This window comes from Micromonospora sp. NPDC002717, from assembly GCF_040295705.1.
Taxonomy (GTDB): domain Bacteria; phylum Actinomycetota; class Actinomycetes; order Mycobacteriales; family Micromonosporaceae; genus Micromonospora.
Window position 1 is genome coordinate 26,034 of the sequence record NZ_JBEOVW010000040.1, and the last position, 21,698, is coordinate 47,731.

Genomic DNA, 21,698 nt, shown 5'->3' on the forward strand with positions numbered 1-21,698 from the left:
CGTCCCCGGCCCGCCGCCCGGCTCCGCGGCCGGCTGGCCGGCCTGTCGCTGCGCACCCCGCTGGCCGCCATCCGCGGGTACGCCGAACTCGTCCGGCGTGGCCGGGAGGGCGTGCCGCCCGACGTGGCCCACGCGCTGCGCCGGGTCGAGTCGGAGAGCGCCCGGATGACCAGCCTCGTCGACGACCTGCTGCTGCTGGCCCGGCTGGATTCGGGCCGCCCGCTCGCGGTCGGGCCGGTGGACCTCCCCGCGCTGGTGGTGGACGCGGCCAGCGACGCCCGCGTCGCCGGACCGGAGCACCGCTGGCAGCTCGACCTGCCCGACGCCCTCATCCGGGTCACCGGCGACCCGGCCCGGCTGCACCAGGTGCTGGCGAACCTGCTGGCCAACGCCCGGGTGCACACCCCGCCGGGGACCACCGTCACCACCGCCCTGCGGGTGGCGGGGGACGCCGCCGTGCTCAGCGTCGCCGACGACGGTCCGGGCGTGCCGGCGGAGCTGCGGGACCGGGTGTTCGAACGCTTCTCGCGGGGCGACGGCTCCCGCTCCCGGGCGCACGGCAGCACCGGCCTGGGCCTGGCCATCGTGGCCGCCGTCGTGGAGGCCCACGGCGGCACGGTCGGGATGGACAGCCGGCCGGGCCGGACGGTGTTCACCGTCCGCCTGCCGCACGTCGCGACCGGGACGTAGCGCCGGTCCCCGGTCAGTCGGCCAGCAGGTCGGCGAGGACGGCCGCGATCCGCTCCGCGTGCCGCCCGTCGGGGTCCTCGTCGGCGTTGAAGTCCGTGACGCTCATCCCGATCAGCCGGCCCGAGCGCACCAGCGGCCCGACCAGCGCCGTGAGGTCGGCCCAGTCCAGGCCGCCCGGCTCGGGGTAGCTGACCGCCGGCAGCACGACCGGGTCGAGCACGTCGAGATCGAGGTGCAGCCAGGCCGGCGTGGTGCCGGTGGCCAGGTCCCGGCCCACCGCCGCCGCGTCGGGCCCGCGCAGCCCGTCGGCGGGCACCAGGTGCACGGCGGGGTCGACCCGGACGGCCTCCAGGCCGTCCCCGATGTCCGGGTCGCGCGGGCGGTGGCCGAGCACGTGCACCTGGTCGGGGTCGACCAGCGGCCCCTCCCGGTCGAGGACGCCGGCCGGACCGTGGTCGGTGACGATCGACAGGTCCATGTCCGCCGCCTCGCCGGTGGGCGAGGTGCGCCCGTCCTCGAAGTCGAGGTGGGCGTCGAGGAACCACAGGTCGAAGCCGGCCGGCAGCCCCTGCAGCGTGCCCGGCAGGATCGCGCAGTCGCCCCCGAGCACGAGAGGGCTGTGCCCCGCGTCGAGCAGCTCCGTCACCCGGGCGGCGATCGCCCGGGTGGCCCGCCGCAGGTGTTCGACGCCGATCACGCCGGTCTCCGGGTCGCGGACGGGATCGGTGATTCCGGCGTCGACCGCGCCGGCGTCCGCGGCGCCCAGCCGGCCCAGCAGCCCCGCCGACCGCAGCGCCGCGGGCGCCCGCCGCTCGCCCCGGCCGCGGCCGGAGGAGTCGAGCGGAGCGTCCAGCACCGACCATCGCACACCCGGAAGGCTAGTCGGGTCGTGGCAGGCTGGGCGGCATGTACCGGGAACGTCCCGCCGGGTTTGCCGGCGCGGTGCTCTGGACCAGCACGACGCGGGCGGGTGCCGCGCCGACCCGGGTGCTCCCCGACGGCTGCGTCGACCTGCTCTGGACGAGCCGTGGCGGCATGCTGGTGGCCGGGCCGGACCGCACCGCGCACCTGAGCGGCGGCGGGCCGGCGCGGCGCTGGGTGGGGCTGCGGCTTCCGCCGGGCGTCGGCCCGGCGGTGCTCGGCGTGCCCGCCGTCGAGCTGCGCGACCGACGGGTCCCCCTGGCCGACCTGTGGGGCGACCGCGACGTCGACCGGCTGGCCGAGCGGGCCGAGGCCGCCCCGGCCGCCGTGCTGACGGAGATCGCCGTGGCGCGGCTGCGGGCGGCCGGGGGCCAGGACCCGCTCGGCGTCCGGGTCGCCGCCGCGCTGGCCGCCGGCGCGACCGTGGCGGCGGCCGCCGCCGAGGTCGGCCTCGACCCGCGCGCCCTGCATCGCCGCAGCCGGCACCTGTTCGGGTACGGCCCGAAGACCCTGGCCCGGATCCTGCGGATGGGGCGCGCCCTGGCGCTGGCCCGCGCCGGCACCCCGCTGGCCGAGGTGGCGGCCCGCTGCGGGTACGCCGACCAGGCCCACCTCACCCGCGACGTGCGGGACCTGGCCGGGGTGCCGCCGACCGTCCTGCTGTCGCGCTGAGCGAACCCGGTCCAGCCCCGCGGTCCGGCCCTGCGAGGGCGGGCCGGTCCGGCCTGCGCGGGCGGACCGCGCTCACCCCTGTGCGAGCGGGGCGAACAGGTCCACGCCGTTGCCGTCCGGGTCGAGTACCACCGCGTACCGCTGGCCCCAGTAGGCGTCCCACGGGGGCAGGTGGCCCGGGTGGCCCTCGGCCACCAGTTCGGCGTAGAGCCGGTCCACCTCGGCCGGGTCGGCGCACCGGAACGCGAGCCCGGCCCCGCCGCCGCCCCCGGGCCTCCAGTCCGGGTCGAAGGAGCGGACGGTGTCGGCGGTGTCCCAGGCCAGCCGGAGGCCCCCCGGCAGGGTGACCTCCACGTGCGGCTCGGCGTCGGCCCCGGCCGGGATGTCGAGGCCGAGCCGCCGGTAGAAGGCGAGCGAGCGTGGCAGGTCGCTGGCGACCATGCCGATGAGATCCAGTGTGGGTGCCATGGCTGCCACGGTAGGGGCGGCCCCGGGCGGGTGTCTTGAACGAAACGGACGCCGGGTGGAGTGTCCGGTGTGGCCTTCACGGCGGGGACGATCGGCGTACGGTGTGAGACAAGTCCGGCTTTCCGGCCAAATCCCTCATAGGGTGCGACCGGGTGCGCCGGCGGTCGAGACGGCGAGGGAAGGAGCGGTCGGTGGAACACCTGGCCTACCTGGACGCGGGGTCCGGCAGCCTGATCGTGCAGGCGGTGGTCGGCGGGGTGGCCGGCGCCGCGGTGGCGGCCAAGCTCTACTGGCGGCGGCTGGTCGACCGCTTCCGCCGCCAGCCCACCGACCACCGCTGACCCGGCGATGGTGACCCCCCACACCGGCATACGCGCCGAGCCCGGGTCGTTCCGCGACCCGGCCAACCGGGTCTTCCACCTCGGCGACGACGTGCTGCGCGGGCTGGACGAGCGGGCCGCCCAGGAGTGGCGCGCACTGGCCGCCGCCGAGTTCTTCCCGCCGCTGCTCGCCGCCGGCAAGGTCTGCGGCACCGAGCCGGTCGAGCCGGCGCGGGTGCCCACGGCCGCCCGGTGGGCGGCCGTGCTCCGCCACGAGCGCATCCCGTTCGTCTCGCACCCGTACGAGTGGTCCTTCGCCATGCTGCGGGACGCGGCACTGCTGCACCTGGAGATCCTGCGGGCGGCGCTGCCGGCCGGGTTCACCACCAAGGACGGCTCGGCGTACAACCTCCAGTGGCGGGGGGCGGAGCCGGTCTTCATCGACGTCGGCTCGTTCACCCCGGCGCGCGACGGCGAGCCCTGGGCCGGCTACCGGCAGTTCTGCCAGACCCTGCTCTACCCGCTGCTGCTCGGCGCCCACCTCGGGCTGGACTTCCAGCCGTGGCTGCGCGCCAGGGTCGACGGGATCGAGCCCGACCAGATGCGCCGGCTGTTCGGCGGGACGCGCCGGCTGCTGCCCGGCGTGCTCACCCACGTGCACCTGCACGACGCGGTGCAGCGCCGCAACGCCCGGGCCAGCACCGCCGACGTCCGGTCGCAGCTACGGGCGGCCGGCTACTCCCGGGAGCTGGCGCTGGCCACCGTACGCGGGATCGAGAAGCTCGTCCGCCGGCTGGAGCACCGCCCGGCCGCCAGCCACTGGGTCGACTACCAGCGCACCTGCGCGTACACGGCCGACGACCGGGCCGCGAAGGAACGCTTCGTCGCCGAGGCGCTGACCGACCCGCCGCGTCCCCGCCTGGCGCTCGACCTCGGCGCCAACGACGGCCGGTACGCCCGGCTCGCCGCCCGGCTGGCCGACTACGTCGTCGCGGTGGAGCAGGACCCGGCCGTCGTGGACGGGCTCTACCGGGCGCTGCGCGACGAGGGCGAGCGGCGGATCCTGCCGCTGGTGATGGACCTCGCCGACCCGTCCCCCGGCGGCGGCTGGCGGGGCGTCGAGCGGGCCTCGTTCGCCGGCCGCGCCCGGGCGGACGTGGTGCTCGCCCTGGCCGTGGTGCACCACCTGGCGATCGGGCGCAACGTGCCGCTGAGCGAGGTGCTGGACTGGCTCGTCGGCCTCGCCGCCCCCGGCGCCCGGATCGTGGTGGAGTTCGTCCACCCCGAGGACCCGATGGCCCGCCGGCTGCTGGCCAACAAGCCCGATGGGCTCTTCCCGGACTACCGGCGCGCCGAGTTCGAACGGCTGCTGGGAACCCGGTGCCGGATCGCGCGCCGTCTCGACCTGCCGTCGGGCACCCGGACCCTCTACGCGGCGGTCGTGGGTGGCTGAGCCGGCGTGCCCGGCGGACCACGCCGCCCCGGCCGACCCGCCGCCGGCGTCCGGGCCGGCCGGCCGGTCGCCGGGCCGGCGGGCGGAACTCGGCCGGCTGGCGGAGGTCGCCGCCCTCGTCGGCCTCGTGGTGACCCAGCCGCTGCTGGACGTCCTCGGCCGCAGCCCGGACTTCTTCCTGTTCCACCGGGCGGACCGGCGCGAGATCCTGCTGCTGCTCGCACTGGTCGTCCTGGCGCCCACGGCGGCCGTGGCGCTGCTCGGCGCGCTGTCCCGGCTGGCCGGGCGGGCGGCCCGCTCGGTGACGCACACCCTGCTGGTCGGGCTGCTGCTCGCCGCCCTGGCCGTGCAGGTCGGCCGGCACGGCACGCCGCTGCGGGGCGTACCGCTGCTGCTGGTGGCGGCGGTGGCCGGCGCCGCCGGGGCGGTCGCGCACCGGCGGTGGCGCGCGCCCGGGCGGGTGCTGCGGCTGGCCGCCGCCGGCCCGGTGCTGTTCGTGGGGCTGTTCCTGTTCGCCTCGCCCACCTCCACGGTGGTGCTGCCCCGCGGCGAGGGCGGCGCGGCCGGGGCGGCCGGGCCCGGCAACCACCCGCCGGTCGTGGTACTGGTCCTCGACGAGCTGCCGCTGGTCTCCCTGCTCGGACCGGACGGGCGGGTCGACGCCACCCGGTACCCGCACTTCGCCGAGTTGGCCGCCGGCTCCACCTGGTACCGCAACGCCACCGGCGTCGCCGGCTGGACGCCGTACGCGTTGCCGGCGATGCTCACCGGTCGGTACCCGCAGCGCGCGGCGGCGCCGCACTACTCGCAGTACCCGGACAACCTCTTCACCGCCTTCGGCGGCCTGTACGACATCCGCGCCGAGGAGAGCATCACCCGGCTCTGCCCGCCCAGCCGGTGCGAGTCGCCGGTCACGCCCGAGCAGGGGATGGGTGTGCTCGTCCGGGAGACCGGCGGGCTGCTGCGCCGCCTCGCCGGCCCCGTGGACAGCCGGGTCGACCCGGAGGACTCCTACCGGGAGCGCACCCGGGCCGAGGCGGGCATCGACGACGCCGAGCCGGTGCCGGCGGACCCGAAGTTCCGCTGGGACAGCCTGAACGCCAACCAGCCGGCCCGGTTCACCAGTTTCCTGGCCGGACTGCGGCCGGCGTCCCGGCCCACGCTGCACTTCCTGCACCTGCTGATGCCGCACTCCCCGTGGGAGTACCTGCCGTCCGGGTCGCGCTACGACGCCCCGGAGGACCTGCCGAACGACGGCGACGGCTGGGTGGAGTTGGCCCGCCGGCGTCACCTCGCGCAGCTCGGCTACACCGACCGGCTGATCGGGGAGACCCTGCGGACCCTGCGGGAGCGCGGCCTCTACGACGAGGCCCTGCTGGTGGTCACCGCCGACCACGGGGTCAGCTTCACCAAGGGCGCCCAGGGGCGCGGGATGGACGCCATCCGGGCCGCCCCGGACGAGGTCGCCTGGGTGCCGATGTTCGTCAAGACCCCCGGACAGCGCGCCGGGCGGGTCGACGACCGGAACTGGCAGCACGTCGACCTGCTGCCCACGATCGCCGACGAGGCCGCCATCCGGCTGCCGTGGCGGGTCGACGGCCGGTCCGCCCGCGAGGCCCCGCGCGCCGAGACGGGCAAGGTCTTCTACGACCGCCCCGGGGAACCGACGCCCATCCCCGGCGGCGTGCCGACCCCGCCCGCGCCGCCCGCGCCCCACCCGCTCGTGGGCACCGCTGTCGGCGACCGTCCGAACGGCGGCACCGCCCACGTCGCCGGTCTGTCCGGGTTCCGGGCCGTCGACCCGGACACCGGCCGGCTGCCGGCGGCGGTCTGGGGCGACGTGCCGGACGGGGTGCCCTCCGGCACCCTGCTGGCGGTCGCCGTCAACGGCCGGGTCGGCGCCGTCGTGCCGGTGGTCCCCCGGGACGCCGGCGGTCGCCGCTTCGCCGCCCTGGTCACCGACGACCGGCTCTTCCACGCCGGGGCGAACCGGCTGGACGTCTACCGCGTCGCCGCCGACGGGACGCTGCGCCGCCTCGACCTGTCCTGAGGCGCTGCGGCCCGCCCACCGCGGCGCGCGCCCTGCCCGCCTGTGACGGGCGGCCGGCCGGTAGCGTTCCCATGCCCACGCGGGCACGGGCGGCCCCGCCGTGCCCGAAATGGACGGGGTTTCCCGGCCCGCTGGTCGGGAATCGGGTGACGCAGACCTCACCGCCGAACCACGGCGGGCGGTATCCCCGCGACCGTGATTACGGTAAAAGCGAAGGCAATTCAATGCAGATCTGCCGGCGAAGCGAGGGACCACATGACGGAAGTCAAGCTCGATCACCCCGGTGGGCAGCTTTCGATGCCGGTGCAATCCGCGGTCGAGGGCCCCGCCGGCATCGGGGTGGGCAAGCTGCTCAAGGAAACCGGGATGACGACGTACGACCCTGGTTTCGTCAACACCGCGGCCTGCTCGTCCGCGATCACCTACATCGACGGCGACGCGGGGATCCTGCGTTACCGCGGGTACCCGATCGAGCAGCTCGCGGAGAAGTCCTCGTTCCTGGAGGTCTCGTACCTGCTGATCTACGGTGAGCTGCCGAGCCAGCAGCAGCTGACCGAGTTCACCGAGCGGATCCGGCGGCACTCCCTGCTGCACGAGGAGATGCGCCGTTTCTTCGACGGCTTCCCGCGCGACGCGCACCCGATGGCGGTGCTCTCCTCGGCCGTGAGCGCCATCTCGACCTTCTACCAGGACAGCCTGGACCCGTTCGACTCCTCGCACGTCGAGATGTCCACGGTCCGGCTGATGGCGAAGGTTCCCACCATCGCCTCGTACGCCTACAAGAAGTCGATCGGCCAGCCGCTGCTGTACCCGGACAACTCGCTGGGCTACGTGGAGAACTTCCTGCGGATGACCTTCGGCGTGCCGGCGGAGCCGTACGAGGTCGACCCGGTCATGGCCAAGGTGCTGGACATGCTGTTCATCCTGCACGCCGACCACGAGCAGAACTGCTCCACCTCGACCGTGCGGCTGGTCGGCTCCAGCAACGCCAACCTCTTCGCCTCGGTATCGGCCGGCGTGAACGCGCTCTTCGGCCCGCTGCACGGCGGCGCCAACCAGGCCGTGCTGGAGATGCTGGAGAAGATCCAGGCCGACGGCGGCGACGTCGGGTCCTTCGTCCGCAAGGTGAAGGACAAGCAGGACGGCGTGAAGCTGATGGGCTTCGGCCACCGGGTCTACAAGAACTACGACCCGCGCGCGGCGATCGTGAAGAAGGCGGCCCAGGACGTGCTCGGCCGGATGGCCAAGCCGGACCCGCTGCTGGACATCGCGATGCAGCTCGAGGAGATCGCGCTGGCCGACGACTTCTTCGTGTCCCGCAAGCTCTACCCGAACGTGGACTTCTACACCGGCCTGATCTACAAGGCCATGGGCTTCCCGACCAAGATGTTCACGGTGCTCTTCGCGCTGGGCCGGCTCCCCGGCTGGATCGCCCAGTGGCGCGAGATGATCAACGACCCGGAGACCAAGATCGGTCGCCCGCGGCAGATCTACACCGGCTCCCCGGAGCGGGCGTACGCCCCGTTCTCGGAGCGCTGACCTCCGCCGCGCACCGCACACAGGCCGCCGACCCCGCGAGGGTTCGGCGGCCTGTCGCGCTGTGGGGGAGGGGCGGGGCGTGCCGGTCAGGCCCACTGCGGGAGGCGGCGGAGGCGGCTCCGTGCGGCGGACGCCGGCCGGTCCTCGCCGGTCAGCGCAGGCCGGCGGCGGCCAGCAGGTTGCCCTCCGCGACGGCCGGCAGGGCGCGGCCCCGGGCCATCCGTTCGGCGGCCCGCTCGGCGGTGAATGCCGGCGCCGTGGCGATCGCCGCGGCGTAGGCGGCGGCCGTGCGGTGCGCGATCGCCGTCCAGCCGTACCGCTCGTGGACCATGGCGTGGGCACGGCGGGCCAGCTCGCGGGCCCGCTCCCGGTCCGACAGCAGGGCGTGCACGGCGTCGGTCAGCCCGTCCGGGTCGTGCGGCCGGAAGGTCATCCCGGTGACGCCCGGCTCGACGATCTCGGCCAGTCCGCCGGTCGCGGCGACCGCCAGGGGCGCGCCGGCGGCGGCGCCCTCCAGGGCCACCATGCCGAACGGCTCGTAGATGCTCGGCACCGCGAAGCAGTCCGACGCGGCCATCACCGCGGGCAGGTCGGTGCCGCCGAGGAAGCCCGGGAGGCTGACCGTGCCGGCCAGGCCGAGACGGTGCACCTCGGCCTCCAGTTCGCCGCGGTACGGACCGTCGCCGACGATGACCGCGCGCAGCCCGGGGTGCCGCTCGCGCAGCCGGGGGAGCCCGGCGATCAGGTGCTGTACGCCCTTCTCGTAGACCAGCCGGCCGGCGAAGGTGACCAGTGGGCCGTCCCCGGCGAACCGGGCGCGGGCCTGTGCCACCGCGGCCGCCGGCGCCCGCCAGCGGTGCGGCTCCACGCCGTTGGGCACCACGTCGACCCGGCCGGCCGGCACGCCGAACAGCCCGGTCACCTCGTCGCGCATGTAGCCGGAGCAGACGATCACCCGTCCGGACTCGCCGGCCAGCCAGTGCTCGACGCCGTGGATGGTGCGGTTCATCTCCTCCGGCAGCCAGCCCTGGTGCCGGCCGGCCTCGGTGGCGTGGATGGTGCTGACCAGCGGGATGTCCAGGTGCTCGCGCAGGGTCATCGCGGTGTGCGCGACGAGCCAGTCGTGGGCGTGGATGACGTCGTACGAGCCGGCCTCGGTGGCCCGCAGGGCGGCCCGGGTGAGGGTGTGGTTGAACGCCATCGTCCAGGCGAGCAGGGAGGACGTGGCCAGCGGGAAGGTCACCGGGTCCTCGGCGGCGCGCAGGATGCGGACGCCGTCGGCGTACTCCTCCAGGGGCGCGCCGTCGGCGTGCCGGGTGACGACGGTGACCTCGTGCCCGGCGGCGGCCAGGGCCACCGACAGGGCGTGCACGTGCCGGCCGAGCCCGCCCACGAGCACGGGCGGGTACTCCCAGGAGAGCATCAGGATGCGGCGGGTCTGCGGGGGCGTGCCCGGCCCGGCGTGCGCCGGGACCTGGGGCCGGGAGGTGAGGGTGGGCCGGTGGACCCGACCCGGGGAGGTGGTGGGCTGCTCGCCGACCCGCAGGGTCGTCACATCAATCTCCGTCCATGCGTGATGGTGCGCGCCGGCAGCGGTGGCGGCGGAACTGGGTGGGATGGCCGAACGGCCGAGTGGCGACGCGCGTGCGCGCCCCCGAACAAGCAAAGGGCATCGCGGTCGATCCCGCATCTCGAAAAGGGCCAAGGTGACGGAGGACACCGCAACTCCGACCCGTATCAGTCGGGTGGATTCCGGGCCGCCACCGAAGGGTGGACGAGCAACCGTCGAAGGGCGGAGGGGTAGCCGAGCCCGTGCGGCGAGCGTCGACGCGAGCGCCACCGACGACACCGGCCGCCGACCCCCGGGTGCGGGGGCCGGCGGCCGGTGTCGTGGGCCGGCTGGGGAGCCGTCGGGCCACTCAGTGGTAGTCGTCCTCCTCGCGGGCGGTGTCCGGCAGGCTTCCGAGCACCTTGTTGATCACGTGGATCCGGGCGCCGGCGGCCCGGTAGTCCGCGCAGACCGTCTCGGCCCCGTCGGCCAGCCGGGCCCCCGGTCCGGCCGCGGTGACGGCGAGGGTGGTGCCCGCGAGGGTGGTGACGGAGCCGGCGGCCACCAGTTCGGCGGCCGAGCGTGCCCCGCCGACCAGGTGCTCCTTCAGCAACCCCCGCAGCGTGTCGGTGTCCTTGAGCAGCAGGTGGTCCAGGTTGGCGGTGGAGAACTTGGCCCGGAAGGCGTCGTCGGTCGGGGCGAGGATGGTCAGCCCACCGGCGGCGGACAACTCCTCGGCCATCCCGGTGGCCCGGACCGCCGCCTCGAACGTGGTGAGCACGGGAATCCAGGTGAGGGCCCGGTCGGGCGACTGGCCCACCAGCGAGCCCGGACCACCCGGCTCGGTCCCCGAGGGCAGCACGTCGCACAGCGGTCCGGTCACCGCGACCGGTGTGGCGTCGCCGGTGCGGTCCGTCGCGGCGGACCTCTTTTCCTGCGAACTGGTGCACCCGGTCACCGCGACCAGGAGGGCCAGAGCGGCCCCGGCCACCGCCCGCCGGCGGCGGGCGACCCGGGACCGGTTTCCGGAGCGCGGCCCCGGGGTGAGGGTGTCGGGCACGGTCTTCTCCACTTCGGAACGGGTACGGGTGGTGCCGGCAGGTCGGCGGGAGGCCTGCCGGCACCACGTTCGGGCGGAACTCAGCAGGTCACAGAAGCGCGCACTGGCCGACGTTCGGACCCCGTACGGAGTTGCTGACCTCCATGTTCATCGGCTCCGGGGAGTTGCCGGTGCAGGCCAGCGGACCGTCGACGGTGTTGCCGGCCACCAGCGGGGCCACGCCCGTGCTGCCGGTCACGCTGACCGGCCCGGTCACCTCGTTGCCGACCAGGACGACCGGGCCCCTGGTGCCGGTGGCGCGCACCGGACCCTCGACCGTGCTGTCGGTCATGACGACCCCGGCGGCGCTGGTGGCGTTCACCGGACCGTTGATCGAGCTGCCGTTGACGATCAGCGTGGCGCCGGGCCGCACCTGGATCGAACCCCGGACGGTGGCCCCGTCCAGGCAGGCGACGCCGGAGACGACCAGCGTGCCGTTGTGGGTGCCGGTCAGGGTGGGGGCGATCCGCTCGCCGGCGACCAGGCCCTCGACGGCCTGCTCGTCGAGCAGCAGCGGGATCAGGCCCCGCTGCGGCTGGGACAGCGGAACCAGGTAGCCGTCGGCGACCTTGATCACCTTCCAGCCGTGGGCGGCGATGCGCTGGGCCGCCGTGGTGCGCTTGCCGGTCGGACCGTCGGTACGCTCACCGTGGTACTGCTCCTCGGTCAGCCGGTACGCGCACGGCGCCTGCTCGAGGATCCGCTCCGGGGTGGGGGCGTCCACGGGCGGCGGGGCCTCACCCGGGTGCGGGGCGGGGTAGGCCTCGATCTTCCGGGAGCCCCGGAACACGATCCGTCCCTCGTTGGCGGACTGGAACGTGATCGCCTCGGCGCGGGCCTTGGTGATGTCCTTGACGTTGGCGCCGTGGTACTTGAAAAACTCGTTGAACGTCCACAGCGCGGAGTACGTCTTGCGCCGGCGGTTGTTCGCGGTGTTGCTCTCGTCGGGCCGCGTCGGGCCACCGGAGCTGCGCAGCTCCAGCAGGGAGTTGACGACGTTCTTCAGGCCGAGGGTGTTACGCAGGATGGTCTCTTCGCTCAGACCCACCGTGGCGTTGGAGGTGCAGCCGTACGGGCACGCCCACCAGCCGTCCTGGGCGCCCTGGGCGTACATGTGACCTTCGATCATGTCCTGCGACTCGTCGAAGATTCCCTGCGCCACGTTCTGGTGCCGGGGCGGCAGCATCGGCAGGTCACCGGCGTTGGTGTTGCCGTACTCGTGGCCGTCGTAGCCGGCGACCGGCCGGTAGTCGCGGACCATCTCGGCGAGGGCGTGGGTCTCCGGCTGGCGGATCAGCGAGTGGTCCCGGTTCAGGTCCTGACCGGTGGAGTTGCCCCGGGTGTTGGCGGCCCGCCCGTCGCCGTTGAGCGTCGGCACGATCAGCATGGTGGTCTTCGACAGCAGGTCGAGGGTCTTGCTGTCCTTGGTGAAGGCCAACTGCCGGGCCATGATCAGGCAGGCCTCGCGGTCGCCCGGCTCGTTGCCGTGCACGTTGCAGTTGACCATCAGGGGGTTGGTCGCGGCCACGGCCTCCGGCGTCGCCGGCGGCTTGGGGTAGCCGATGACCAGCATGTTGATCGGCCGGTCCTGGACGGTGCGGCCGATCTCCACCACGCGAACGCGGTCGCTGGCCTTGTCGATCGCGGCGGTGTACGCGTACTCGTTGACGTCGCTGGTGTACTGGGCGCCCAGCGTGTCCTCCCACTGGGTGCGCAGGTTCTCACCCGGGACGGCCGGGTCGCCCCAGTGGGCCCTGGTGGTGCCGCTGACCGGCGCCGAGTAGGGCTGGGCCTCGGTGCCGAACCGGGCCCGGACCCGCCACTGGAAGCCGTTGCCCGGCACGAAGCCGGCGTCGGCGAAGGTCGGCGCGGTGTTGTTGACCTGGCGGTTCGGGCGCCAGACACCGACGATCACCGGCGTGCCCAGCGTGCCGTCCCCGGCCAGCGGGGTCCGCTCGATCTGGTAGTCGGTGGCCCCTTCTACCCGGGTCCACGCCAGCGTGGCGTACCCGTCGCCCTGCACGACCGTGAGGCCCTGCACCTGGTTCGGCTCCGCCTGCTGCAGGGCCGCGCTCGGCTGCCCGTGCGCCTGTCCCGGCACCGCCGTCGCCACGAGGGTGGCGGCGAGCAAGGCGGAGAACACACCGGCCGTTGTCCGTCTGTATCTCAAGAGGGATCTCCAAACAGGAGGATGGTGGGGTGCGCCCAGCACACCCGCACTCGGCCCACCGTTGGCCCACACCCGGTGTTTCTTGAGGATCATCTGAGGTTTCCGACCTGGTCACCGGCGGGTGGTCGCGGGCACCCCGGTCGCTCACCGGCCGTCGTCATCCCCCGCGCAGCCGGTAGCCGACGCCGCGGACCGTCTCGACCAGGCCGGCGTCGTCGAGCTTGCCCCGCAGGGCCGCGACGTGTACGTCGAGGTTGTGCCGGGTGCCCCAGGTGGTCTGCCAGACGTCCAACTGCAACCGGTCCCGGGGCACCACCGCGCCGGCCTGCCGGGCCAGCGCCACCAGCAGGTCGAACTCCTTGCGGGCCAGGCTGACCTCCCGGTCGCCCACCCAGACCCGCCGGGCGTTGACGTCGATGCGCAGCGTGCCGACCCGCAACTGGCTCGTGGTCCGGGCGCTGCGGACGGTACGCCGCATCACCGCCTCGATGCGGGCCTGCAACTCCACCATCGAGAACGGCTTGACGACGTAGTCGTCGGCGCCGGCCCGCAGGCCGGCCACCCGGTCGTACTCCTCGGCACGGGCGCTGACCGCGATGATGGCGACGTCCTCGTCGGCCTGACGTAGCCGCCGGCACACCTCCAGACCGTCCCGGTCGGGCAGGTTGAGGTCCAGCAGGACCAGGTCGACCGGGTCGGCCCGGATCGCTTCGGCGGCCGTCAGCGCCGGCACCACCTCGTATCGCCGGCGGCGCAGGGCCTTGGTGAGGGCAGACGCCACGCGTAGGTCGTCTTCCACCAAGAGAATCCGCACGTACGTCCCCCTCGGACCTCATCCCAGCCGGGTCCGAGTCTGTCCGATGATCAACACCCTGACCAGTGCGGATGCAAGATCGTAACCGCAGCGCTCGGTCCGTGCGGTGTGTGCGCCGGCGGGTATCGGTCGGGTGGATTCCGGTCATCCGCCGAACGGGTGGATTGGTGGCCGAACCAGCGGGGCAATACCCGCACGCGCGCCGCCCGGCCCCCGCCGTGTGGTGCGCTCATGGTGCGGTGCGCGCTCATGATCTTTGGCCGAAGGAGCGACATGCAGGTCTGGCCGGGTGAGCGGTATCCCCTGGGGGCCACCTACGACGGGATGGGCACCAACTTCGCGATCTTCTCAGAGGTGGCCGAGCGGGTCGAGCTGTGCCTGTTCGACGAGGGGGAGAGCGGGGCGGAACGGCGCGTCGAGCTGCGCGAGGTCGACGCCTACGTCTGGCACGCGTACATCCCGGGTGTCGAGCCGGGGCAGCGGTACGGCTACCGCGTGCACGGGCCGTACGACCCCGCGAACGGGCTGCGCTGCAACCCGCACAAGCTGCTGCTCGACCCGTACGCCAAGGCGGTCGACGGCGACGTGCGGTGGGACCCGGCGGTCTACGACCACGAGCACGGCGACCCGGAGCGGATGAGCACCACCGACTCCGCGCCGTTCGTGCCGAAGTCGGTGGTGGTCAACCCGTACTTCGACTGGGGCAACGACAAGCCGCCGCGCACCCCGTACCACCACTCGGTGATCTACGAGGCACACGTGCGCGGCCTGACCATGCGCCACCCCGACATCCCCGAGGAGCTGCGCGGCACGTACGCCGGCCTGGCCTCCCCGCCGATGATCGAGCACCTGACGACGCTCGGGGTGACCGCCGTCGAGCTGATGCCCGTGCACCAGTTCGTGCACGACCACCGCCTCGCGGACCTGGGGCTGCGCAACTACTGGGGCTACAACACCATCGGCTTCTTCGCCCCGCACCACGGCTACTCCGCGTGGGGCCGCCTGGGCCAGCAGGTGCAGGAGTTCCGGGGCATGGTCAAGGCGCTGCACGCCGCCGGGATCGAGGTCATCCTCGACGTCGTCTACAACCACACCGCCGAGGGCAACCACCTCGGCCCGACGCTGAGCTTCAAGGGCGTCGACAACCCCAGCTACTACCGGCTGAGCGAGGAGGACCGACGCCACTACGTCGACTACACCGGCACCGGCAACAGCCTCAACGTGCGCAGCCCGCACTCGCTCCAGCTGATCATGGATTCACTGCGCTACTGGGTGACCGAGATGCACGTCGACGGCTTCCGCTTCGACCTCGCCGCGACCCTGGCCCGCGAGTTCTACGAGGTCGACCGCCTCTCCACCTTCTTCGAGGTGGTGCAGCAGGACCCGGTGGTCAGCCAGGTCAAGCTGATCGCCGAGCCGTGGGACGTCGGCCCCGGCGGCTACCAGGTCGGCAACTTCCCGCCGGTGTGGACCGAGTGGAACGGCAAGTACCGCGACACCGTGCGCGACTTCTGGCGCGGCGAACCCGCCACCCTGGCCGAGTTCGCGTCCCGCATCTCCGGCTCCGCCGACCTCTACCAGGACGACGGGCGTCGACCGTTCCACAGCATCAACTTCGTCACCTGCCACGACGGGTTCACCCTCACCGACCTGGTGTCGTACGACGACAAGCACAACGAGGCCAACGGGGAGGAGAACCGGGACGGCGAGAGCCACAACCGGTCGTGGAACTGCGGGGTCGAGGGGGACACCGACGACCCGGCGGTGCTGGCCCTGCGGGCCCGGCAGCGCCGCAACTTCCTGGCCACCCTGATGCTCTCCCAGGGCGTGCCGATGATCGGCCACGGCGACGAGCTGGGCCGCACCCAGCGCGGCAACAACAACGCGTACTGCCAGGACAGCGAGCTGGCGTGGGTCGACTGGGAGCACGCCGACACCGACCTGTTGGAGTTCACCCGCAAGCTGGTCGCCTTCCGCCGTCGCCACCAGGTGTTCCGCCGCCGCCGCTTCTTCACGGGCCTGCCGGTGCGTTCCCGGCTGGTCGACGAGCCCCTGCCCGACCTGGCCTGGTACACCCCCGACGGGCGGGAGATGACCGGCGAGGACTGGGGCAACGACTTCGGCCGCTCCGTCGCGCTGTTCGTCAACGGCGAGGGCATCCGCGAGCGCGGCCAGTACGGCCAGCGCCATCTGGACAGCTCCTTCCTGCTCTGCTTCAACGCCCACGACGCGCCGCTGGACTTCACCGTGCCCGGGCCCGAGTTCGGCCGACGCTGGGAGCTGGTGATCAGCACGGCGGAACCGGAACCGGAGAAGACCACCGTGGTCGAGGCGGGTGGCGTCCTCGGCGTGCCGGACCGGTGCGTGGTGGTGCTGGAGAGGGCGGCCTGACATGTCGACCACCCCTCGACCGGCCGCGCCCCGGGTCGGCGCCACCTGCCGGGTGCAGGCCCGCCCCGGCTTCGACCTGGACGCCACCGCCGGCCTCGCCGACCACCTGGCCGACCTGGGCGTCACCCACCTCTCGGCACGCGGGTGGCCTTCGGCCGGGGCGGCGCGGTCGCCACCCGGCTTGCTGCTCGGCCTGGCCCGCGCCGGCGGCTGGGACGACACGGTCGTGTCACTTCCCGTTCACGAGTTGACCGACCTGTTCACCGGCCGGGTCTACAGTGGCGGGGAGACCCGTCTGGCCGACCTGCTGGCCACCTGTCCCGTCGCGCTGCTGGCTCCCACCCCCGAGTCCGTGGAGGCTGCGTCATGACCGAGTTCGCGGTGTGGGCGCCGCAGGCCGCCCGGGTCCGGCTGCGCCTGCCCGGCGTCGCCGACCACGAGATGCGTTCCGGTCCCGGCGGCTGGTGGCGGGTCGAGGTGCCCGCCACCGGCCCCGGCACCGACTACGCCTTCCTCCTCGACGACGACGAGCGGGCGCTGCCCGACCCCCGGTCGGCCTGGCAGCCGGCGGGGGTGCACGGGCCGAGCCGGCTCTACGACCACGCGGCGTTCGAGTGGACCGACCACGCCTGGACCGGCCGGCAACTGCCCGGCAGCGTCCTCTACGAGCTGCACGTCGGCACCTTCACCCCGGAGGGCACCTTCGACGCCGCCATCGGCCGCCTCGACCACCTGGTCGACCTCGGCGTCGACATGATCGAGCTGCTCCCGGTCAACGCCTTCAACGGCGAGCACAACTGGGGCTACGACGGCGTCTGCTGGTATGCCCCGCACCAGCCCTACGGCGGGCCGGACGGCCTGAAACGGCTGGTCGACGCCGCCCACGCCAAGGGTCTGGGGGTGATCCTCGACGTCGTCTACAACCATTTCGGGCCCTCCGGGGCCTACGCGCCGATGTTCGCGCCGTACCTCACCGAGCAGAGCAACACCTGGGGCCGCACGGTCAACCTCGACGGCCCGCACTCCGACGGCGTCCGTCGCTACATCGTCGACAGCGTGCTGATGTGGCTGCGTGACTACCACGTCGACGGGCTGCGGCTCGACGCCGTGCACGCCATGCCCGACAGCCGCGCCACCCACCTGCTGGAGGAGGTCGCGGTGGAGGTGGAGTCGCTGGCCACCCACCTCGGCCGGCCGCTGTCGCTGATCGCCGAGTCCGACCTCAACGACCCGCGGCTCATCACCCCACGGGAGGCCGGCGGCTACGGCCTGCACGCCCAGTGGAACGACGACGCCCACCACGCCCTGCACACCCTGCTCACGGGCGAGCGGCAGGGCTACTACGGCGATTTCGGCTCCCTGGAATGCCTCACCGACGTGCTCACCGGCGGCTTCTTCCACGCCGGCACCTGGTCCAGCTTCCGCAACCGCCACCACGGGCGGCCGGTGGACCGGCAGCGCACCCCGGGGCACCGGTTCGTGGCGTACCTGCAGAACCACGACCAGATCGGCAACCGGGCCACCGGAGACCGGATCTCCGCCACGCTCTCCCCGGCGCTGCTGCGGGTGGGCGCGACGCTGCTGTTCACCGCACCCTTCACGCCGATGCTGTTCATGGGGGAGGAGTGGGCGGCCAGCACCCCGTGGCAGTTCTTCACCAGCCACCCCGAGCCCGAGCTGGCGACGGCGGTGGCGACGGGCCGGAAGCGGGAGTTCGCCGCGCACGGCTGGCCGGAGGGAGACGTCCCGGACCCGCAGGACCCGCAGACGTTCGTCCGCTCCCGCCTCGACTGGGCGGAGCTGGACAAGCCCGAACACCGCGAGATGTACGACTTCCACCGGCGGCTCATCGCGCTGCGCAAGAGCCGCCCCGATCTGTCCGACCCGCGGCTGAACCGGGTGGAGGCGCGCCACGGCGACCACTTCCTGGTGATGCGCCGGGGGGAGACGCTGGTGGTGGCGAACCTGGCCGCGAAGCCGCAGCGGGTCACGCTGCCGGGGGTGGCGCGGCGGGTGTTGCTGGCCACGGGGGAGGGGGTCACGGTGATGCGGGACCGGATCGAACTGCCGGCCGAGACGGCGGCGGTCGTGGCGCTCTGAGTATCGCGCGATTTCGGGATACGTCATGCGGATGCGTCGGGTACAACGCTGTCCGCGTCGGTGAGGCTGCGGCGGGCGATCGTGATGTTGATGTCGGCCCGGGGGCAGCCGGCGCCGGAACTCAAGATTCGCCACACGGATTTACCCGTTCCGGGCTGCTGACGAGGCGCTTGCCATTACCGGGCCGGGTTGTGGGGGTCCTATGGTGGCGGCGCCGTCTCTACCGCCGACCAAATCGCCGAAGTCGTCGGACGACACGCCGAAAGGTGAGTGGTTTTCGTGCTGGTGGAGCCGTGACATCATACCTGTGTCGTCCGTCGCATCGGCGCGGCTCGTAAAGGGTTTCAGTGGAGTCACAATGGCCGGGCTGACAGGGGCGAGGATGCCGGGTACCACACCGCTGAGTTCGCATGATCCACGCACGGCGAGGCCCTACCAGCTGCTCGGGCGGCTGGGTACGGGCGGCCAGGGCGTCATCACCCGGGCAGGGACGTGAACGATAACCGGGAGGTGGATGCGGATCCACCGTACGTGGTCAGCGAGTTCATCGAGGGCCCGACCCTGAAGCGGCACGTCCGTGAGCGTGGCCCGATCTGCGGGAACGCGTCGCACCGACTGACGGTTGGCACCGCCACCGCGCCGACCGCGACCCGCCCGTCCGACCTGGTCCATCGCGATCTGATGCCGGACAACGTCATTCCCGGGTGCGATGGTCCCCGCGTGATTGACTTCGGCCGGTCCGGGCCCTGACCCACGAACATGATCCGGTCGGTCCGCATGGCGGCCCGGCCGGGCTGGTGGCTGATGTCGACGCCGTCAGCCGACACTCTGGAGGGACCACATGGTTTCAGGTCGACCGACTGCCCGGCCGTGGCTGCCGTACACCACGGCCATCGTGGCCGGATTCGCGATCATCGCGGCGGCCTACCTGATCGTCCGGCCGGCGGCGGACATCGACTGTACGCCGCTGGAGGTCAGCTCGTCGATCGAGAAGGACGTGCTGCTCGGCGAGTTGGCAGAACGCTACAACAAGAGCGATCGGCGGTTCGGTGGCCGGTGCGCCGTGGTGACCGTACATGGGCTCTCGTCCGGTGCGGCGACGGACGCGCTGGCCGGCGAATGGGCAGTCAAGCAGCCCGGCCGGCCACGGCCGCAGGTGTGGTTGCCGACGTCAACCCTGTGGACCGGGCAGTTGAAGTTGCGGGACGAGGCCGCCGGGCGTCCGGCGCAGACCCCCGGCCGGTACCCGTCGATCGCGAACAGTCCGCTGGTCATCGCCATGCCGCAGCCGAAGGGTGAGCTGCTCCAACAGCAAGGTCCCCTCGGCTGGGGTGAGATGCTGGGCTCGTCCGGGCGCTCGGGCTGGGCCACCTTCGGTCGCCCCGAGTGGGGGCGGTTCACTTTCGGCAAGGTCAACCCGAACCTGTCCACCTCCGGGCTGGCGGCCACGATCGCGAGCTACTACGCGGCCATCAACCGGGCCAGTGACCTTACGGAGAGCGACCTCGCGAATCCGGCGGTGACCCAGTTCGTCCGCCGTATCGAGGCCAACGTGTCCCACTACAGCGACGACATCGTGGATCTGCTGAAGGACCGCGCCGAGGCGGACCTGTCCGGCACGGCGGCTCCGACGGACATGAGCGCGGTGGTGACGCAGGAGGAGTTGGTCTACCAGTACAACCAGGGGGAGCTGAGCCCGACCCGGGGCGAGAAGCCGAGGGTCCCACTGGTCGCGCTGTATCCGAAGGAGGGCACGTTCAACCTCGACCACCCGTACGTGGTGCTCCCCTCGGCCAGCCCGGAGCAACGTGACGCCGCTGCCGACTTCCTGGCGTTCCTCCAGGAGCCGCCGCAGCAGGAGAGCTTCAGCCGGCTCGGGTTCCGCGACCACAAGCAGAACGCGTCCCGCCCGCTGATCGCCTCCGTCGGCGGGCGCGGCGCCCAAGATCTCACCTACTTCGACCCGCCGGATCCCACCGTGGTCAAGGCGATCCTCACCGGCTGGGGCACGCTGCGCAAGAAGGCGAACATCCTCGTGGCCGTCGACACGTCCGGTTCGATGAACGCAAAGATCGGTGACCGGACCAGGTTCCAGGTGGCGACCAGGGCCGCCGCCAAGGGCTTCGGCCTCTTGAACTCCGAGGACCAGGTCGCGCTCTGGTCGTTCTCGTCCGAGACGAAACAGCGGCCGAAGTCGCCGTACAGCGAAGAGGTCCGGCTGTCGGCGTTCGACCAGAAGGCGCTCACCAATAAGATCAACAACCTCCACGTCGAGGGCGGCACCGCTCTGTACGCCACCGTACGGGCGGCACACCGTCACATGCTCGATCACTATGACCAGTCCCGGATCAACGCGGTGGTCGTACTGACAGACGGCAAGAACGAGTACAACAAGGACAGCAATCTCGCCCGGCTGCTCCAAGACGTCGCGTTGGATCCGGAACGACCGATCAAGATTTTCTGCGTCGCCTTTGATGAGCAGTCCGATTTCGGGACGCTGGACCGGATCGCCAAGGCGGCCGCGGGCAAGGCGTTCGACGCCCGTGACCCGGCGAAGATCGACGACGCATTCGTCAAGCTGGTCAGTAGCTTCTAGTGGGCTCTGTCCAGGTCACGTCGGTGACGTAGTAGACATGGTCGATGCGGCCCCGCGCTGCTGCCGCGGGGCGATTCACCATCCGTACCTCTCCTCGCGGGTAGGAGTACGGTCGATGACTGCAGGGGCTGCTGACCGTAGTGATCGCCGAACCTGAGTGTGTAGGAGTGCGACACTGCCCCACGTGCAAGGACGATCGTCTTGACTGTCATGTCAATGCTTGCCCGCTACCAAGTCATCGCTTGAGCGACGCCATTTCAAGTCCCACCGTCAGCATCAGGGCATGCGCAGGCGTCGTCTCGACGCTGGAGGTCATGGCGGGGACGACCGCTGTTGATCATTACTGCGGTTGTGAGGTAGCACCGCCGTCGGCAAGATAGACCGGGGTGCGCCGGGCTCGGGCGCGTATCGCCGCGTGGGCTCGCGGAGCGACATTGTCTGGGAGTCGCTGCTCAGCATCCTGGGGCGAGAAGAAGGCGATGTCCTCAAGCTCCTGCTCAGGCAAGGTGATGCCCTCAAGGCTGGCGACCGTACCGCAGTCGAAGGTGAAGTGGATCAGGGCGCGTGGCCGCTGCCCGGCGGGAGGTGCCCAATCCACGACGAGCAGGTCGCCCACCACCACAGCAGTACCCAGCTCTTCGCGGATCTCGCGGGCGCAGGCGTCATGCGGATACTCGCCCTCGTCCACATAACCACCTGGGAAGGCCCAGTGGTCGTGGTAGGTGGGCTTGACGAGCAGTACGTTTCCAGCCGGGTCGGTGATGAAGGCGGCTGCGGCGGCGTAGAAGGCTGGAAGGTTGGCGTACCAGGTAGCGGGCTCGGTCCAGGTCACCTCGGTGACGCTAGCCGACATCGTCTCGATGGGA

General features: G+C 72.6%; 17 protein-coding genes and 1 pseudogene. 11 read left to right on the top strand and 7 right to left on the bottom strand.

Annotated elements, in window-relative coordinates:
• Positions 1–42 precede the first annotated feature (42 nt).
• Positions 43–690 (top strand): annotated as a pseudogene (locus ABT006_RS32020) (sensor histidine kinase); the annotation flags it as partial.
• A 13-nt stretch (positions 691–703) separates the two neighbouring features.
• On the opposite strand, the gene ABT006_RS32025 reads toward ABT006_RS32020, so the two are convergent.
• Positions 704–1,558 carry an arginase family protein gene (locus tag ABT006_RS32025; RefSeq protein ID WP_350712215.1) on the bottom strand — a complete coding sequence of 285 codons (855 nt, stop codon included), beginning with the start codon at positions 1,556–1,558 and terminating at the stop codon, positions 704–706.
• Positions 1,559–1,596: 38 nt separating this feature from the next.
• Here ABT006_RS32025 and ABT006_RS32030 point away from each other — a divergent pair, with 38 nt between their 5' ends.
• Entirely contained in the window at positions 1,597–2,283 is a 687-nt protein-coding gene (locus ABT006_RS32030; RefSeq protein WP_350712216.1) for a helix-turn-helix domain-containing protein, read from the top strand.
• Positions 2,284–2,355: 72 nt separating this feature from the next.
• Here ABT006_RS32030 and ABT006_RS32035 read toward each other — a convergent pair whose 3' ends face one another.
• Positions 2,356–2,751, bottom strand: a complete 396-nt coding sequence (locus ABT006_RS32035) for a VOC family protein (RefSeq protein WP_350712217.1) — start codon at positions 2,749–2,751, stop codon at positions 2,356–2,358.
• A gap of 191 nt (positions 2,752–2,942) precedes the next feature.
• Here ABT006_RS32035 and ABT006_RS32040 point away from each other — a divergent pair, with 191 nt between their 5' ends.
• From ABT006_RS32040 to ABT006_RS32055, 4 genes are all read left to right on the top strand, one after another.
• Complete coding sequence (locus tag ABT006_RS32040) at positions 2,943–3,092, top strand: hypothetical protein (RefSeq protein ID WP_350685822.1); 150 nt, start codon at positions 2,943–2,945, stop codon at positions 3,090–3,092.
• Positions 3,093–3,099: 7 nt separating this feature from the next.
• Entirely contained in the window at positions 3,100–4,524 is a 1,425-nt protein-coding gene (locus ABT006_RS32045) for a class I SAM-dependent methyltransferase (RefSeq protein ID WP_350712218.1), read from the top strand.
• Positions 4,517–6,574 (top strand): sulfatase-like hydrolase/transferase, encoded by a 2,058-nt coding sequence (locus tag ABT006_RS32050; protein ID WP_350712219.1) that lies wholly within the window; start codon positions 4,517–4,519, stop codon positions 6,572–6,574. The genes ABT006_RS32045 and ABT006_RS32050 overlap by 8 nt, the downstream gene beginning before the upstream one ends.
• A gap of 255 nt (positions 6,575–6,829) precedes the next feature.
• Positions 6,830–8,113, top strand: a complete 1,284-nt coding sequence (locus ABT006_RS32055) for a citrate synthase (protein WP_350712220.1) — start codon at positions 6,830–6,832, stop codon at positions 8,111–8,113.
• Between the two features lie 151 nt (positions 8,114–8,264).
• Here the strand turns inward: ABT006_RS32055 and ABT006_RS32060 are convergent, their stop codons facing one another.
• The 4 genes from ABT006_RS32060 to ABT006_RS32075 all read right to left on the bottom strand — a co-directional run bounded on the left by ABT006_RS32060 (position 8,265) and on the right by ABT006_RS32075 (position 13,745).
• Positions 8,265–9,668 carry a glycosyltransferase family 4 protein gene (locus ABT006_RS32060; RefSeq protein ID WP_350712221.1) on the bottom strand — a complete coding sequence of 468 codons (1,404 nt, stop codon included), beginning with the start codon at positions 9,666–9,668 and terminating at the stop codon, positions 8,265–8,267.
• A 364-nt stretch (positions 9,669–10,032) separates the two neighbouring features.
• Complete coding sequence (locus ABT006_RS32065) at positions 10,033–10,734, bottom strand: fasciclin domain-containing protein (RefSeq protein WP_350712222.1); 702 nt, start codon at positions 10,732–10,734, stop codon at positions 10,033–10,035.
• Between the two features lie 76 nt (positions 10,735–10,810).
• On the bottom strand, positions 10,811–12,904 hold the full coding sequence (locus tag ABT006_RS32070) for a M14 family metallopeptidase (RefSeq protein ID WP_350712223.1): 2,094 nt from the start codon (positions 12,902–12,904) through the stop codon (positions 10,811–10,813).
• A 184-nt stretch (positions 12,905–13,088) separates the two neighbouring features.
• Complete coding sequence (locus ABT006_RS32075; RefSeq protein ID WP_350712224.1) at positions 13,089–13,745, bottom strand: response regulator transcription factor; 657 nt, start codon at positions 13,743–13,745, stop codon at positions 13,089–13,091.
• Positions 13,746–14,018: 273 nt separating this feature from the next.
• Here ABT006_RS32075 and glgX point away from each other — a divergent pair, with 273 nt between their 5' ends.
• From glgX to ABT006_RS32100, 5 genes are all read left to right on the top strand, one after another.
• Positions 14,019–16,136: a glycogen debranching protein GlgX gene (glgX, locus tag ABT006_RS32080; protein ID WP_350712225.1), complete on the top strand. Its 2,118-nt coding sequence runs from the start codon at positions 14,019–14,021 to the stop codon at positions 16,134–16,136.
• 1 nt (position 16,137) lies between these two features.
• A complete protein-coding gene (locus ABT006_RS32085; RefSeq protein WP_350712226.1) occupies positions 16,138–16,506 on the top strand; it encodes a hypothetical protein in 369 nt (122 codons plus the stop codon).
• Positions 16,503–18,236 carry a malto-oligosyltrehalose trehalohydrolase gene (gene treZ / locus ABT006_RS32090; protein ID WP_350712227.1) on the top strand — a complete coding sequence of 578 codons (1,734 nt, stop codon included), beginning with the start codon at positions 16,503–16,505 and terminating at the stop codon, positions 18,234–18,236. The genes ABT006_RS32085 and treZ overlap by 4 nt, the downstream gene beginning before the upstream one ends.
• A gap of 531 nt (positions 18,237–18,767) precedes the next feature.
• Positions 18,768–18,986: a phosphotransferase gene (locus tag ABT006_RS32095; protein ID WP_350712228.1), complete on the top strand. Its 219-nt coding sequence runs from the start codon at positions 18,768–18,770 to the stop codon at positions 18,984–18,986.
• 145 nt (positions 18,987–19,131) lie between these two features.
• A complete protein-coding gene (locus ABT006_RS32100) occupies positions 19,132–20,832 on the top strand; it encodes a vWA domain-containing protein (protein WP_350712229.1) in 1,701 nt (566 codons plus the stop codon).
• A gap of 340 nt (positions 20,833–21,172) precedes the next feature.
• On the opposite strand, the gene ABT006_RS32105 is transcribed toward ABT006_RS32100, so the two are convergent.
• Positions 21,173–21,664, bottom strand: a complete 492-nt coding sequence (locus tag ABT006_RS32105; protein ID WP_350712230.1) for an NUDIX domain-containing protein — start codon at positions 21,662–21,664, stop codon at positions 21,173–21,175.
• Positions 21,665–21,698 lie beyond the last annotated feature (34 nt).

Coding starts and splice junctions, on each gene's coding strand:
- glgX (WP_350712225.1), top strand. CDS start 14,019: ATGCAGGTCTGGCCGGGTGAGCGGTATCCCCTGGGGGCCACCTACGAC.
- ABT006_RS32045 (WP_350712218.1), top strand. CDS start 3,100: ATGGTGACCCCCCACACCGGCATACGCGCCGAGCCCGGGTCGTTCCGC.
- ABT006_RS32055 (WP_350712220.1), top strand. CDS start 6,830: ATGACGGAAGTCAAGCTCGATCACCCCGGTGGGCAGCTTTCGATGCCG.
- treZ (WP_350712227.1), top strand. CDS start 16,503: ATGACCGAGTTCGCGGTGTGGGCGCCGCAGGCCGCCCGGGTCCGGCTG.
- ABT006_RS32035 (WP_350712217.1), bottom strand. CDS start 2,751: ATGGCACCCACACTGGATCTCATCGGCATGGTCGCCAGCGACCTGCCA.
- ABT006_RS32030 (WP_350712216.1), top strand. CDS start 1,597: ATGTACCGGGAACGTCCCGCCGGGTTTGCCGGCGCGGTGCTCTGGACC.
- ABT006_RS32085 (WP_350712226.1), top strand. CDS start 16,138: ATGTCGACCACCCCTCGACCGGCCGCGCCCCGGGTCGGCGCCACCTGC.